Raw genomic sequence first — 15,620 nt, 5'->3', positions numbered from 1 at the left:
CTTTTCATGCGTTTTCTGTATAAATTTTCTTGGAACCTGTTTGTATTAATTTTCCACCACAACTGCCACAGCGATAACGGTTCACATTGAATCTGCGTTGTCTTAAAAAGGACTTCCCGCAACTTTTGCATGTATATTCATGCATGGTAATTTCACGTGGTATCGTTGCACAAAATCTCGGTGCGTCTACTTTTTTTAATAACTCACGGAAATCTTGATCGCGATGCTGATAGCCTTTTTTCTCTAAATGAAGGTGATAATGACATAGTTCGTGCTTCATAATCCCGATAAAGTACGCTAATCCAAAGTTTTCTAGGTACTTGGGGTTCATTTCGATATGATGACTTTTTAGCAAATAACGTCCCCCAGTGGTTCGTAAGCGCGCATTAAACACGGCTTGGTGACGAAATTCTTTTTGGAAAAATTGCAGCGACACTTCTTCCATGTGTCGCTGCAATTCTGCTTGATTCATTATTTAACACTTCCATTAGGATTAAGCATAGTTAAAGCAATACGGTTTTTCTTTGTATCTACTTCATCTACCCAAACAGTTACAACGTCTCCTACTGAAACGACATCCATCGGGTTTTTAACAAAAGAATTGCTTAGTTTCGAAATATGCACAAGGCCGTCTTGTTTCACGCCAATATCAACAAATGCGCCAAAGTCAACTACGTTCCGAACGGTTCCTTGTAATTCCATGCCTTGTTTTAAATCTTCCATCGAAATAACATCTTGTTTTAAAAGTGGTGCTGGAAGTTCGTCACGAAGGTCGCGACCAGGAGCAATTAAATTATCAATGATATCGCGCATGGTTTCTTTACCGATGCTTAATTTCTCTGCTTCTTCTGGGATACTAAGCGCTTGAAGTGCGGCTTTTAAATCCTCGCTACCAATATCTTTCAATCCGAAACCAGCTGCTTTTACAATTTGTTCAGCTGCCTTATAACTTTCCGGGTGAATGGCGGTTTTATCAAGCGGATTTTCACCTTCCAAAATACGTAAGAAACCGATACTTTGTTCATACGATTTTGCCCCAAGACGAGGTACTTTTTTCAACTCTTTACGAGAAGCGAACGAGCCGTTTTCTTCGCGATATTTACGGATATTATTTGCGACTGTCTTGTTTAAGCCAGCAACATATTGTAACAAAGAAGCCGAGGCCGTATTAACGTTTACGCCCACTTGGTTAACGGCCGTTTCAACGACGAAAGTTAGTGTTTCATTTAAACGTTTTTGCGCTACGTCATGTTGATATTGCCCTACGCCTACAGATTTTGGATCGATTTTCACAAGTTCAGCTAGCGGATCTTGCAAACGACGACCAATCGAAACAGCGCTACGCTCTTCTACTTGATAGTCTGGGAATTCTTCGCGGGCCGTTTCACTCGCTGAATAAACACTCGCACCAGCTTCATTGACGATACAATAATAAGCGTTCGATTTCGATTCACGAATCACTTCCACAATAAATTGCTCTGTTTCACGTGAGGCTGTTCCGTTACCAATTGCGATAACTTCCACTTTGTATGTGGATAAAATCTCCGCAATTTTTTGTTTGGCTTCCGGACGGCGTGCTTTTGCTGTATGTGGATAAACAACGCCAATTTCTAGTACTTTCCCCGTTTGATCTAATACAGAGAATTTACAACCTGTTCTAAAAGCCGGATCGACCCCAAGAATGATTTTTCCTTTTAAAGGTGGTTGTAAAAGTAGTTTGCGCAAGTTCTCGGAGAAAATATGGATGGCTTGTTCTTCGCCTTTTTCTGTTAGTTCACCGCGAATTTCACGTTCAATTGCCGGTCCGATAAAGCGTTTATAAGCATCCATTATAGCTTCTTCTACGTATGGTCGTGTTGCAGAATTACGGTTTTGGATAACTTTTTCAAATAAATATTGGAAAATTTTTGTCGTATCTACTTGGACTTGTACACGTAAAATGTCTTCTTTCTCTCCGCGGTTAAATGCAAGGATGCGGTGACTTGCTACTTTGCCAATCATTTCGTTAAATTCATAATACATTTCGTAAACGCCTTTTTCGTCTGCTTCGGCGTTTTTCGCTCTGGATTCAATCATCCCAAATTTGCGCGTAAAGTTACGAATCCACTCACGGAAACTAGGCTCATCACTGATTTGTTCCGCGATGATTTCATGTGCGCCGAGTAAAGCAGCTTCTGCTGACTCCACTTCTTTTTCTTCTGAAATATAGTTTGCCGCTTCTTTCAGTGGGTCCGCGTTACTTGGGAAGCTCATTAGCCAATCAGCAAGCGGCTCTAATCCTTTTTCTTTCGCAATCGTTGCTTTTGTGCGTTTCTTTTGTTTGTAAGGACGGTATAAATCTTCGAGCGCTTGATGTTTTTCCGCTTTGGTAATTGCCGCTCTCAGTTCGTCTGTTAATTTTCCTTGTTCATCTATTAGGCGAATAATTTCTTCTTTACGATTTTCTAATTTTGTTACATATTCAAAGGTTTCTTCGATATCACGGATTTCTACTTCATCTAAGCTACCAGTCATTTCTTTACGGTACCGCGCGATAAATGGAACTGTGTTGCCTTCTTCCATTAATTTGATAACGGCATTGATTTGCGCTGGTTTATACGTTAGCGATTTTTGGACTAGTTTTATTATTTTATCTTGCATTTGTTCCATACTTGATAGCCTCCAATTATTTCATTATCTACTAAGTGTAACATAATTACGTTTCAACTGACAAAAGCTATCAGTCTCCCTTATTTAAAGCATTTTCCGCATAATGAATCGCATCTTCGGTATGGGAAAAGAAGTGTTCTTCGCCGATTCGGTCGTAAAGCCCGCTACCCTTCAAACTTTCTTTCGCTTTATCTGTTAGTCCAGTAATCAAAATTTGCCCGCCTTGCTTCGAAAATTCTTTTTCAATTTGGTGGAAATAGCCTTCTGCCGTAGCATCAATAATCGGCACTTTCCCCATTCGCAAGATAAGATATTTTGGTTTAACATGGATTGCTTTGATAATATTTTGTTGGAAAATCTGTGCTGCACCAAAGAAAAGCGGCCCACGAATAGTAAAAATACTAATTTTCTCGTGTAAATGAGGAGCAATTTCGGCGCCTTCTGGTTCGATTTCTTCAATTTGCATCGAACTTCCCATTTGTTTAGCGAAAAGCACCACTGCCAGCAGCAAACCAACTTCGACGGCCACAGTTAAGCTTGCAAATACTGTTAATAAAAAGGTAATAATTAGCACTAAAGTATCGCCCGATTTCAACTTAATAATGTGCTGGAAGGTTTTTCGTTCACTCATATTCCAAGCAACTAGCATTAAAATCGGTGCCATTGCAGCAATTGGAATATTGACAGCTACTGGTGCAAGTACAAGTAAAGTGAGTAAAACGAAAATCCCGTGGATAACGCCAGAGACACGGCTAGTTGCGCCATTATTAATGTTGGTTGCCGTTCTTGCGATAGCTCCCGTTGCGGGAATTCCGCCGAACATTGGCGTTACAATATTTGCGATACCTTGCCCAATGAGCTCGCGATTACTATTGTGTTTTGTATTCGTCATTCCATCTGCCACAACCGCTGAAAGAAGTGATTCAATCCCGCCGAGCATCGCAATAACAAAAGCTGGCCCAATCAATTTACTCATATTCGCAAAAGTCATATCGGGAAATTCAAACGGAGGAAAAGTACTCGGAATATCTCCATACGCTGACCCAATCGTCGGAAGCGCATCCGGGAAAAATAGCATCGCAATCGCCGTCGTAATCACAAGTCCAATAAGTGGTGCTGGAATTCTCGGTAAAATTTTAGGAAAAATAAATAAGACAAGCATACAAATACAGGAAATGAACACACTATAGAAATTCCATGAATCTAAATGTAACCAGATCTCATTCATATTCGCGACAAATGATTCATGTTTTTCCATACCTGTTAAACCGAGGAAGTTCCCCACTTGCCCCATAAAAATCGTGACAGCAATCCCGGCTGTAAATCCGATAGTTACAGGACGCGGGATAAATTTAATTAAAGTCCCAATTTTAAAAATCCCCATTAAGCAAAGTAAGACCCCTGCCATCATTCCAGCAACGAGTAAATCTTGGTACCCATAAGTTAATACGATTCCTAGTAAAACTGGAATAAAAGCACCAGTTGGACCAGCAATTTGAAACTTCGAGCCCCCGAAAATAGAAACGATTATTCCCGCTACAAAACTCGAATAAATCCCATATTCTGGACTTACACCTGATGCAATCGCGAAGGACATCGCTAGTGGTAAAGCTATAATGCCCACGATAATTCCCGCAAGCAAGTCTTTCCTAAATCTCGCCCACGTATAATCTTTTACACTATTCAACCAAACTTTCTTCAATTTGCTCCTTCTCTCTTATTTATATTTTAATCCGCGCGAAAAAACGCAAAGCAAGATTGCTTCACGCTTATTAAGTGATATTTATCACATGATGAAGTATAAAAAACTAGCGCTCTATTCTAATATACCATAAATAGACTAAGTTCTCATGTCCATTAAGAAAAAACACCTTTTAAACTAGGAATCATTTAAAAGGTGTTTTTGTTATTCCGGAAATTTCCCAACCATAAAAGTAACATCATCTGTTGGAATATCTAATATATTACGCTCGATTAAATGCCCGATTTTCACTACACAAAGTGGCGATTCTAGGCTTTTTCTAACGCGAGAAAGAACAAGTCCATCTGAATGCATTAAAAACTTACTGCCTGGTTTATATTTAAACGATTGCAACCGATATTTCTGTTTTCGACCGGACAAAAATCCAGAGCCAGAAAGCGGAAAAATAAGCTTATCTTCCATCCCAATCATATAAAAACGAATATTACCCATACCAGTATAATAAAGGGTCTTCGTTAAGTAGTCACCTTTAATAATAGCTATCGCAGCACCTCGAAGTCCTGAAACAGCCTGGTTCGCTTTTTCGAGCATATCGGTAATATCTGCATGGATATCCTCTTTTATGGCATCAACGGTCGCTTTGGCAGCTCTATTAGCTTCGAGCCCGCTTCCAAGTCCATCAGAAAGAACATACAGAAAACCATTTTCGTCTTCATGGGTATAATAAACATCCCCGCAGTATTGTTGTAATGCTTTAGAACGTTGAAATACAAATAAATTATTTGATTCAACTGCCTTGTTCATTTACTCCACTTCCTCATTCTGCAACGCCTCTCGAAGTTTTTTAATAGCTTGACGTTGGATTCTAGACACATGCATTTGTGATATATCGAGTAGTTCACCCGTTTCTTTTTGACTGCGATTTTCAATAAATGTAAATTGCAAAATCTTCTGTTCTCGCTCATCTAAAACAGGGAGAACTTTCTCTAAGAGCATACGTTGATTCACACGTTCAAATCCATCATCCGTACCACCAACAACATCTAATAAGGTAATTGTACTTCCATCCGAATCAGCTTCAATCGAATGATCTACAGAAAGCGCTTGGTAGCTTTTTCCCATCTCCATTGCTTCTAAAACTTCTTCTTCCGTGACACCGATGAAATCAGCAATGTCGCTAATTTGCGGCGAGCTTTGTAATTCTCTCGTCAGCTCTTCTACGGCATTTTTAATTTTCGGACCTAATTCTTTGATTCGGCGCGGCACATGCACACTCCATGTTTTATCACGTAAAAATCGTTTAATTTCGCCAACAATGGTTGGTACAGCAAATGCTTCAAAGCTTTTCCCAAACGTCGCATCATATCTTCTAATAGCTCCAAGTAAGCCAATATTTCCAACTTGAACTAAATCTTCATGAAAAGATTTACCTTGGGAATATTTGCGAGCAATAGACTCTACTAGGTTTTTGTAATGAACAACTAAATTATATTGGGCGTCTTGATCGCCATTTTCTTGGTAAGCGGCAATCCATATATAGACTTTTTCTTTCGCCTCTTTATCAGGTTGAGATACTTTTGGCATTCTCCTCCACCTGCTTTTCATTAATATATTTGGTCATTACGACAGAAACCCCTTCATCATAATAAAGTTTCACGTCATCCATTAATGTTTCAATTAAAAATAAACCTAGACCTCCGATACGCATCATCTCCGCATCTTCCCCTACCTCATATGGGCCGATTTCTTGTTTACGGGTTTCTAAGTCGAAGCTTGTTCCATTATCAGAAACACGAACTTCTAATTTGTCTTCATAAATAAGATATTCTACTGTAATCTCACCATCATCTTCTCCTTTTAATGCGTGCTTTACAGAATTAGTGATGGCTTCACTTACGGCTATTTTCAAATCTTCAATTGCTTCATAAGAAAATCCTGCGCGACTTGCAATTCCTGATAATGAAAGTCTACCTAAACTAACATATTCAGGCTTGGCAGGAAGTTGTAATGTAATTTTGTCATGCATTGTTGCCATTCATTTCACCCTCTACATTTTTGATTTCAATGATATCTGACAATCCTGTGATTTCAAACAATCGGAAAAGTCGGTCGCTTAAACCAAACAAGACAAGTTCACTTTGGCGTTGACGTAAGCTTTTAAACGCTCCTACAAATACGCCTAATCCGGTACTATCCATATAACTTACTTCTGTTAAATCGATTCGAAGTACTATACCCTCTTTTACTTGATATACTTCAAGTGCTTCTTTTACCTTTGGCGCTGTATAAGCATCGATCTCCCCAGCAACAAATATGTCTATGTGGTCAGTATCACGTTCTTTTATTTCTATACTAATATTCATCACTTCACCCCATCTAATTTTAAGTATACTGTCGATTTTACCCTAACTAATAAAATTAAAACATTCAAAAATAAAAACGCTCCACTCTTTAAATACGTTTACTCACCAGTAAATGCTCTCTAAAGAATGAGGTACGTCTTCACTTCTTCTTATTTAGTTCGCTTAATACAAATAAGCGTAAAGTCATCATGCAACTCAAAGTTTTGCATTTTAACTAATTGATCATAAATCGCATGAACCATTTTTTCAGCAGATAATGAAATATGCGCTGCTATAATTTCTGTTAACTCTTCACGTTCAAGAAAACCATTGGCTGTTCTTGTTTCTGTTACACCATCTGACATAATAAATATAGCGTCCCCCACTTCAATTTTCTTATCAAATTGACGGTAGACAGCATTTTTATCTACACCCAGTGGTAAACCTTTGGCGTATAAATCAGAAAAGCTGTTTTCTTTATGTTGGTAATATAAGCCCAGTTCATGTCCGGCTGACCATATTCAAACAAATGTGTATCTTCGTGATAAAGCCCGTAAAACATCGTGATAAACATATTGTCGTTAATATTTTCTTCTGCTACTTGGTTTAATGATTCGAGTACGATAGATGGTTTTCTGTCGTCCCCAGTCATTCCAGCTAGTGCGTATTTTATCATGGAAATACTAAATGCGGCTGGAATTCCTTTACCAATAACATCAGCAAGCGCGATACCAATTTGTTTGTCACCTTCTTCTGTAAAGCTATAGTAGTCACCGCTCATTTGTCTAGCTGCGACGCTAATAACTCCAAAATCAAGTTCATCGTGTTCCGGTACCTCTGTTTTCATTAACGTTTTTTGCATATCTTCTGCTTGAGCGATTTCACTACGTAATTCTTTTTGCTCGGTTCTTAGACTAAGATGCTCCATATAAGCTAAGCCGTAGCCTACCATTATTTCTAGTAGTACATCAAATGATAATCGTACAAAATCCGGCAACTCTTTTCCGTATAGTTCAAGAACCGAGCGATGTAAATGGACAATTTCTTCTGGTGATACTCGCTCTTCCATAGCTTCTCTGGATAATTTTTCGCAAGTATAAAGAATTTCTTCATCTTGATGTTCTAAATACTGAATAAGAATATCACGGTATTTTCCCTCAAAAGCTTTTTCCATTTTTTTCTAGCTCTCCTTACCGAACCCATTTCGTTGTTGTAATTACCGTTCCTTTAGAATCGCCTTCAATACTGGATTCAATATCAAAACTGTCCATTAAACGTTTGACTCCTGGAAGCCCTGCTCCAAGTCCGCCCGATGTTGTATAACCATCTTGCATTACTTTTCTTATGTCTACAATACCTGGACCTTTGTCTTTGGCAACAATAATCATCCCTTGTTTACCAGATTCATTTACTTTTTCGATACAGATTTCTCCTCGTCCAGCATAAAGGAAAATATTTCTAGCTAATTCACTGATGGCAGTTGTAATTCTTGCTTGGTCAACGGTTCCAAAGCCAATTTCTTTAGATATTTTTCTACCTAGTTGCCTAGCAGCTACAATGTCCCATTCATTAATTATCTTTACACAGGATTGGAATGTCATGTTCATTCCCCCAATTCCTGTTTAAGTTTTTCCAGACCACTTTCAAGGTCCATCGCCGAAAGTACTCCGCTAAACGTAATTCCGAGTTCAATTAGTGTAATCGCAACTGCTGGCTGTATCCCAGTTACAACCACTTTTGCACCCATTAGTTTAGACATACTTACTACATCTCCAAGAATTTTTGCAATAAATGAATCAATAAAATCGATGGAAGTTATATCAATGACTACTCCTCTGGCCGACGTTTCATGGATTTTTGCAAGCAAATCTTCCTGGAATTCTACCGCAGTATGATCATCTAATTCACTCTGGATAGAAATTAATAAACATTCACCTAACTTTAAGATTGGTATCCCCACAGTATTCACCCCTCTTTTTCTACTATCTCTCTGTTCGTCAAGGCTAGCGCACGCTCCATGCCTTTTTTCATTGTGTTGGTCGTGATAATTTGATCTAATTCAATTCCTAAGTTAACGATTGTTTGCGCGATTTCTGGTCTAATACCTACAAGCATCGCCTGACAGCCGACAAGTCTAACCGCTTCGGACGCTTGAATAATATGGTGCGCAACCATTGTATCAACAACAGGAACTCCCGTAATATCAATCAAAACCACTTCTGACCGATTTTTTACAACACCTATTAATAAATTTTCTATGATTAACTTGGCTCTTTCCGTGTCAATCGTCCCAATTAACGGCATTACAGAAATTTTTTCAAATATTGGCAAAAGTGGTGCCGATAATTCCTGTAGTGCACTTTTTTGGATAGAAACTGTCTTTTCCCACGTATCCGCGTAGGCTGTGACCACTTTGTTATACATGGAGGAAAGCCATGTTTCAAAGCGATAATAGGCATCATCTTCAGGTTTTTCTTCTCTCTTTAAAAATAAATCTTCATCTCTCATTGCTGTATATACTAAAAGCCCAAAAACACGTAGGCCAGTGGTAACAAAATGAATCGGCCAACCTAGGTGGACCACTTTCTCTGCAAAATCATCTAGTTTTTCGTTGAATTTAGAGCCGTTTTCAGTTACATTCGAAACAATTAAATCCACAAATTCTTTGCTAGTTTCTTCGTACATTGCTTCTTTTGCAATGTCGTTGATTAGCTGATCTGATTGTTTTTCCATTTCATTCATCCAGTTGTTTAGTAAGTCTGCTTTATTTGTACGGATGAAGTTTGCAAAATCTTTATACATCAGTTATTTTCCAACCTTTCTCCACTATTAACAAAATTTTCTCTCTTATTGTGCGGTTTGCTTAACTGCCTTTTAAAAAAGACATTAGAAACAAATTTAGCGAGTATGTTGATACGCGTTGTTTGTAGGTTTCTGATGTCCTTACTGTTTCTTCAGAGCAGTTAATTATTTCATTATGTATTAAACTTATTATTTTACGTCAGACCCTTTTGTCCTGCATTCATCATTGTATGTTATTTTTTAGGATGGATTAAAATTCTACTACTCCTAGACTGACTTCAAGTGCCTTGTTTACCTTGGCCATTAAATCTTCGTCCAAATGTGTAATTTTGTCTGTCAGGCGCTGTTTGTCAATCGTTCTAATTTGTTCTAAAAGAATGACAGAATCTCTCTCAAAGCCATCTTTACGAGTAGCTTCCACGTGTGTTGGCAATTTTGCTTTTTGAATTTTTGCAGTTATTGCTGCCACAATCACAGTTGGACTGAATCTATTACCAATATCATTTTGAATGATGAGAACAGGCCGTATTCCCCCTTGCTCGCTTCCGACCACGGGGGAAAGGTCCGCGTAGTATACGTCACCACGCTTCACCATCAGCCATTAACCTCCTAAAATACTAATATTCCTGTCTTCCGCTTCTGCTTCGACATGGGTACACTCGCATGCGATAGCGAAATTAATTGTCGCCATTTCTGCATAGCCGCGCTCCATCTCGTCTCTTAATTCGCGAGCCCTTTTCTCTTGTAAAAACTGTTGCGTTGCTTCCATTATAACTTCACTCCGCCCCATTTTTTCTTTTTCTACAACTACGTCGAGTTCTTGTATCATTTCCTGTGTCAGTTCTACGGATATTATCATCCGCTTTTCTTTCTCTAACACGTGTCACACCCCCAAAGCCTCGTACCTGTAAGTAACAACTATATCGTACCATTATCACGCCTTGAAGAAAAGAGTTATTTCGCATTTTATTGTTAAGAATATTACAGTTCTAGCTGATATACTCTCTTAAGTCCTATATATAGCTATAAAGTTTCATATGTTAGATTATAAACGCTTCTTCTAAAAAAAGCACGAATATTACCTTCTAATGGATGTATTTTCTAGGTATACGCTCATTTAACAGACAAGTAACCTCATAATTTATTGTATCTAAATAGTGAGCGGCATCATCTGCTGTTATCGTGTTTCCATGGTCCGTGCCAATTATCGTTACTTTTGAACCAGTTTGAAATTCGCGCGGTAGTTTTATGATGGTTTGATCCATACAAACGCGTCCTATAATTGGGGCTAGTTCCCCGTCTACTAAAACATGAAATCCGCTGTAATGACGAATCAACCCATCTGCATAGCCAATCGGTAACGTTGCAACCCATTCTCGTTCTGTTGCAGTGTAGGTTGCTCCGTAGCTAACACTATCACCTGGTGCGAGTTCTTTCACATGAACCATTTCGGTATAGAGTGCAAGGGCTGGTTTAAGCTCAAATGGTAAGCTAGTTTTGATTTCGGTGGAAGGGGTTAACCCGTACATCGATATACCAAAGCGAATCGCATCAAACCCGATTTGTGGCTGTAATAATGAAGCAGCTGAATTGGCTGTATGAACATACGTTGGGCGATTTTTTAAACTCGTTAAAATGGTTTGGAACTTAGCTAATTGTTGTTCGAAATAACTAGTTTCAAGTTGGTCGGCTGTCGCAAAATGCGTGTAGATACCTTCTAGTTGTAGTTGATTGTCTTTAGCAATTGTCGTTTCGATTCGCCTTGCTTCGTCGGTTGTACGAATCCCAAGACGCCCCATACCGCTATCTACTTTTAAATGAATGCGAAGTGGCGCTTCTAAGGTTAGTTCCTCTAGCCAGTCCTCTCTAAAAACAGTGAGGGAAATGTGGTTTTTGGCCGCTAAATTTGCATCTTCTTTTCTAGTTGCGCCAAGTACAAGAATAAAGTCATCTTGAAACCCAGCTTCTCTAAGAGCCAACGCCTCATCTAAAATGGCAACACAGAAACCTTTTGCTCCAGCTTCTTTCGCTGTTCTAGCAACTTCGATAATTCCGTGACCATATGCATTAGCTTTGACTACTGCCCATAAATCCACATTTTCTGGAAGTTTATTTTGTTCATTTTTTATATTTTCGCGAATTGCTGCGCGGTCTATCTCAATCCATGTAGGACGATGCCAGCCTGTCACCATGATTGTTCACTTTCCTTTCTAAATTTCAATTATCACTTGAGCTGCGGCTGATCTAGCTGTGTGGGTAATGCTCACAAAAACGTTTTCACCTGATTTGACTGGTAAAGTAACATGGGGTCGCCCATCTTCTACTTGCAAAATTTCTACATCCGTAAAACTTAAATGTTTGCCAAAACCAGTTCCATTCGCCTTAGCATATGCTTCTTTTGCTGCAAAACGCCCAGCTAAAAATTCGATTTTGCGATTACCTTCGTATTTTTCAAATTGCTTAATTTCTTTTTCTGTTAAAACACGTTCGATAAAGCGTGGATTCTTTTCCACGACTTGTTTTACACGTTCTAAATCAATCATATCTAGTCCGATTCCTTTAATCATGTTACACCTCTTCCAAGTAATCTACTAATTCCTTAGCGGCTGTTTGAGCTCCTGCGATGCAATCAGGAATACCCACACCTTCGTAGCTCATTCCTGCAAAATAAACCCCTGGGTAATCTGCTTTGATGTTCTTTTTCAATTGTTTTAGTCGGTCCTGGTGATTAACTAAGTATTGAGGCATTGCGGATTTCATTCGGCTTACTTCATAAAAAAGTGGCGCGGCGTGAAGGTCCATCATTTCCGCATAATCTCTCAAAACAGCTGAAACGATTGCTTCATCACTTGCTTGCTCTAACCAAGTTTCTCCCGCTTTCCCAACAAAGCCTCGTAGTAACATTTTATTTTCTGGTACCATATGCGGCCATTTTTTCTGCACCCATGTACAAGCAGTGGTTTTATATGGAGCGGTTCTGGCAACTAGATAGCCTGTTCCATCTGGTAAAATCGGTACATCTTGTTCATTGTATGCTAATGAGACAGTTGCGAGAGTCGTAAGCGGTTGTCCCGCGAATGGTTCTGTCGTTTTTTCTGCTAATAAATGAATTAGCGCATCATGTGTGGCAGCGATAATGACGCCATCTGCCTCCATTTTATCGCCATCTACAAAAGAAATTTCGTAAGAGCTATTCTTTTTCGTAATGTTCGTTGCTTGTTTTGCTGTATGCAAATTTCCTTTTGGAAGTGCGGCGGCAATGGCTTTTGGTAACGCATCTAGCCCGCCTTCTAATGTTCGAAAAGCACCAATAGTAGCTTTTGTCCCTGTCGTTTGCATGCTACTTTCTTTTAAGCCATCCATCAAATTCCCATATTTTTTAACTGCTTGTTCGAATTGTGGAAAAGTGGCGCGTAAACTCATTTTGTATATATCTCCGGCATAAATTCCTGATAAAAGTGGTTCGATAATTGTTTTGACTAATTCTTTACCGAATCGCGCTTCAAAGAATTCGCCAAGTGCTTGATCTTGTTCTTGATTATTTCGTTCCATTGTTGGTTCTTGAAGTGCGCGAGCTTTCCCAATTTCGGATACGAGTGTACTAGCTAGCAATGCTTCTTTATCTGTTGGAATTCCCATCACTGAGCCTTCTGGAATCGGATGAAGTGCTTTTTGGTGGTAAATGTAGGATCTTCCTGTCGCGTTCGCAATCAGTTTATCTTCGAGTCCTAAATCCTTCACTAAGCCTACACCAGCTGGTTTTCTTGCTAAAAAGGAGTCTGGTCCTTTTTCAATTAAAAATCCGTCCCGTTTAACCGTTTCAAATTTCCCGCCTAGTTTTTTGTCTTTTTCTACTAATTCCCACGTATAATTCGGATGTGTTTTTTGTAGTTCATACGCTGCTGCAAGCCCTGATAAGCCGCCTCCGATAATGACTATATGTTTCACTACTTAACCAATCCTCTCTATCTACTCTTTCGTTTATTCTATCTATTTTACCAGATTTCAGGGTAATTGAACAAAAAATAAAAGAACAGCCATTTCCAAAATTACAGTCGCTATTGATCAGCGATTTTTAGGAAATGACGTGTTCTTTTTTAATTTATTGTTTTGGACGGGCTGTACCAATTGTATACCTTGATAGCTAAGTCTTGATTGATATAGCGAACATAAGCTTCAGCGCTTGTACTTCCTGATTTAAGCCAAACATTTAAGTGCCTTGATCCGCCTTTTTCCATCCAAATGCTTTGTCTTAAGCTTAAACCTTGAATTCGCTCTTTGCGGATAATGTGCGTTAACTTGGAGAAAATTGGGCGTGACTGGACAAGGAGTGTGTGCTTATCTGTGAAAACTCCAGTCGCGCGGTAGCTGGCTACCCCTTTTATCCCTGCTAAAACTGGCAAAATAATACTAATTAAGCCGAGTGGGAAAAATAAAATACTTGCTACTGCGGCTGGGATAATTGTCCAGATCAAGTAAATCTGCAAAAATCTGCGCAAACTGGCTTTTGGAGCACGTTCCATTTTTTCTATTTCAAATAAATAATCTGGTAGCATTTCTTTTAATGTTTTTAAAGCCAACGCTTTTTTCATAATAGGCAAAAGTAAAATGTCACCGGATAGTTTTTCATCACCCGAGTTCCCTGCAGTAGTAACTTTGACCGCTACTAAGCCGAGCATTTGTCGTAGTGGTGATTCAATAATGGTGATTCCTTGAATACGCGAAAGTGAAATGGTTGTATGGTTTCGTTCTAATAGTCCTTTTTCTACAACAAGTGAATTGGGATATTTCATCAATTTGAACTGGAAATACTTGAACAATGTCGTCACAATCGATATTCCCCATAATACCAAAAGAATCAAGACAATTAATACAATTAGTACGATAATGCCCATTTTCCATAACTCTTCTGCTTGAGCTTCCATCCAGTCTGTCGGAATGACTTCTCGGAATTGTTGCATGAATGCTAGAACGATAAGGAGCGTCCCGAAAACGCCGCCGGATGTTACTGCCATTAAAATAAGCTGTTTTGTTTGTAGCATGACCGTTTTTTCTGGTGCTTCTGCCACTTCTACTGTGGTTTCCTCGGTTTCTGGCACGGCTTCTTGGATGTCTCTCTTTTTACCGTCGCGTAAATCTTTTAATTCGTCTACTACGCCAACTGGGACAGCGACTAAATCAGCTTCTGCTTTCCCGTTACCGCCAGCTGTTTCGATTAAAATTTGGCAGACATTAAATGGGATAAAGAAAAACCATTGTTTCTTTTGGACGGTTTGGATGCGCTCGTAAGGTATGTATGTATTTTTTCGAAAAATCAAACCGTATTTGATGCGAATCCCTTGGTCTTCGAGGGTGTATTTGTAGGTTATGTATTTTAAGACTGCGGGGGTTAAAATGAGTAATATAACGATGACAATAATTAAATATACAGCCCAGTCCGGCAAATAACCGTTACTATTAATGGCGCGGAAAACGGAAAATAAACCGACGACGATAGGAACAATATTGCGTCTTACGTTCGTAATAATTTCTTTAATGAGGGCAATCGGATGGAGGCGTCTTTCTTCAAACATCTTCTTTCGCCACCTTCACAAGTTCAAGAATATGATGTCTAAGTTCATCTGATTCAGACTCGTTTACCGCTTCAATCTTATGTGTTTTTGCAGCAGTTGTAATCGATAAAGAAACGAGTTTTTGTCTTCTAAGTAGCGGACCTTGCTCCGTTTCCACGTGTTGAATGCGAATCATCGGAATTAAGACACGACTTCTAAAAATAATGCCGTGCTGAATTTCCATTTCGTCTGGTTTAATCTGGTAGCTCCAACGTGCAAAACGAAACGGAATAATGAATAAGTAAATAAAGGCAGCATAAAGTACCGTTAATCCAAAACCGATCGCACTCCACCACACCGAAGCTCCTGCATAATACAAAATGATTGCCGCTACAACCGAACAAAGTAGAAAAGTAAGAACAGCAATTCCCTCCGTTTGCCGCCAAACTGTTTTAATTTTCTCCGGTAATTTCTTTTCTAAATTATCAAGTTCCATTGCTCTACTCCTTTTTTCTTTTATCTTACGTTAAAAACAGCTAAATTGGTAGCGATTTTTTAAATCTATCATGTTTT

The 15,620-nt window shown here is 39.0% G+C and carries 17 protein-coding genes and 1 pseudogene; all 18 read right to left on the bottom strand.

The genetic code is table 11. The features are described from left to right. Window positions 1-4 precede the first annotated feature (4 nt). The gene (locus GL301_RS04625; RefSeq protein ID WP_003724825.1) at window positions 5-472 is read right to left on the bottom strand and encodes a SprT family protein; all 468 of its coding nucleotides are present in this window, start codon (window positions 470-472) and stop codon (window positions 5-7) included. Further along, window positions 472-2,649: a Tex family protein gene (locus GL301_RS04620; RefSeq protein WP_003727108.1), complete on the bottom strand. Its 2,178-nt coding sequence runs from the start codon at window positions 2,647-2,649 to the stop codon at window positions 472-474. Before GL301_RS04620 ends, GL301_RS04625 begins: the two co-directional genes overlap by 1 nt. Window positions 2,650-2,719: 70 nt before the next feature. After that, window positions 2,720-4,351 (bottom strand): SulP family inorganic anion transporter, encoded by a 1,632-nt coding sequence (locus GL301_RS04615; RefSeq protein WP_003724823.1) that lies wholly within the window; start codon window positions 4,349-4,351, stop codon window positions 2,720-2,722. A gap of 204 nt (window positions 4,352-4,555) precedes the next feature. Beyond that, window positions 4,556-5,155, bottom strand: a complete 600-nt coding sequence (locus GL301_RS04610; protein WP_003724822.1) for a PP2C family serine/threonine-protein phosphatase — start codon at window positions 5,153-5,155, stop codon at window positions 4,556-4,558. Beyond that, entirely contained in the window at window positions 5,156-5,935 is a 780-nt protein-coding gene (sigB, locus tag GL301_RS04605; RefSeq protein ID WP_003724821.1) for an RNA polymerase sigma factor SigB, read from the bottom strand. Further along, window positions 5,913-6,386, bottom strand: a complete 474-nt coding sequence (gene rsbW / locus GL301_RS04600; protein ID WP_274758841.1) for an anti-sigma B factor RsbW — start codon at window positions 6,384-6,386, stop codon at window positions 5,913-5,915. Before rsbW ends, sigB begins: the two co-directional genes overlap by 23 nt. Continuing rightward, on the bottom strand, window positions 6,370-6,714 hold the full coding sequence (gene rsbV / locus GL301_RS04595; protein WP_003721460.1) for an anti sigma b factor antagonist RsbV: 345 nt from the start codon (window positions 6,712-6,714) through the stop codon (window positions 6,370-6,372). The genes rsbW and rsbV overlap by 17 nt, the downstream gene beginning before the upstream one ends. Window positions 6,715-6,863: 149 nt before the next feature. Continuing rightward, window positions 6,864-7,867: pseudogene (locus GL301_RS04590) on the bottom strand (PP2C family protein-serine/threonine phosphatase). Between the two features lie 16 nt (window positions 7,868-7,883). Next, a complete protein-coding gene (locus tag GL301_RS04585) occupies window positions 7,884-8,294 on the bottom strand; it encodes an anti-sigma regulatory factor (protein ID WP_003740514.1) in 411 nt (136 codons plus the stop codon). A 2-nt stretch (window positions 8,295-8,296) separates the two neighbouring features. After that, window positions 8,297-8,653: an STAS domain-containing protein gene (locus GL301_RS04580; RefSeq protein WP_003721457.1), complete on the bottom strand. Its 357-nt coding sequence runs from the start codon at window positions 8,651-8,653 to the stop codon at window positions 8,297-8,299. A 5-nt stretch (window positions 8,654-8,658) separates the two neighbouring features. Further along, a complete protein-coding gene (locus GL301_RS04575; RefSeq protein WP_003724817.1) occupies window positions 8,659-9,495 on the bottom strand; it encodes an RsbT co-antagonist protein RsbRA in 837 nt (278 codons plus the stop codon). A 250-nt stretch (window positions 9,496-9,745) separates the two neighbouring features. Then, a complete protein-coding gene (locus tag GL301_RS04570) occupies window positions 9,746-10,093 on the bottom strand; it encodes a type II toxin-antitoxin system PemK/MazF family toxin (RefSeq protein WP_003743775.1) in 348 nt (115 codons plus the stop codon). A 3-nt stretch (window positions 10,094-10,096) separates the two neighbouring features. Beyond that, window positions 10,097-10,375, bottom strand: coding sequence for a CopG family ribbon-helix-helix protein (locus tag GL301_RS04565; RefSeq protein WP_003724816.1), 279 nt, complete (start codon window positions 10,373-10,375; stop codon window positions 10,097-10,099). 205 nt (window positions 10,376-10,580) lie between these two features. Beyond that, window positions 10,581-11,687, bottom strand: a complete 1,107-nt coding sequence (gene alr / locus GL301_RS04560) for an alanine racemase (protein WP_003724815.1) — start codon at window positions 11,685-11,687, stop codon at window positions 10,581-10,583. A gap of 18 nt (window positions 11,688-11,705) precedes the next feature. Next, window positions 11,706-12,062, bottom strand: a complete 357-nt coding sequence (gene acpS, locus GL301_RS04555) for a holo-ACP synthase (RefSeq protein WP_003721452.1) — start codon at window positions 12,060-12,062, stop codon at window positions 11,706-11,708. 1 nt (window position 12,063) lies between these two features. After that, window positions 12,064-13,443, bottom strand: a complete 1,380-nt coding sequence (gene hemG / locus GL301_RS04550; protein WP_003727110.1) for a protoporphyrinogen oxidase — start codon at window positions 13,441-13,443, stop codon at window positions 12,064-12,066. Window positions 13,444-13,592: 149 nt separating this feature from the next. After that, on the bottom strand, window positions 13,593-15,068 hold the full coding sequence (locus GL301_RS04545; protein ID WP_003730902.1) for a PH domain-containing protein: 1,476 nt from the start codon (window positions 15,066-15,068) through the stop codon (window positions 13,593-13,595). Continuing rightward, entirely contained in the window at window positions 15,061-15,543 is a 483-nt protein-coding gene (locus GL301_RS04540) for a PH domain-containing protein (RefSeq protein WP_003724812.1), read from the bottom strand. The genes GL301_RS04545 and GL301_RS04540 overlap by 8 nt, the downstream gene beginning before the upstream one ends. Window positions 15,544-15,620: the final 77 nt, after the last annotated feature.

Source organism: Listeria sp. LM90SB2 (assembly GCF_028867355.1).
Classification (GTDB): domain Bacteria; phylum Bacillota; class Bacilli; order Lactobacillales; family Listeriaceae; genus Listeria; species Listeria monocytogenes_B.
The sequence above is the reverse complement of the archived record's forward strand: the minus strand, read 5'-3'. Positions and strand labels throughout refer to the sequence as shown.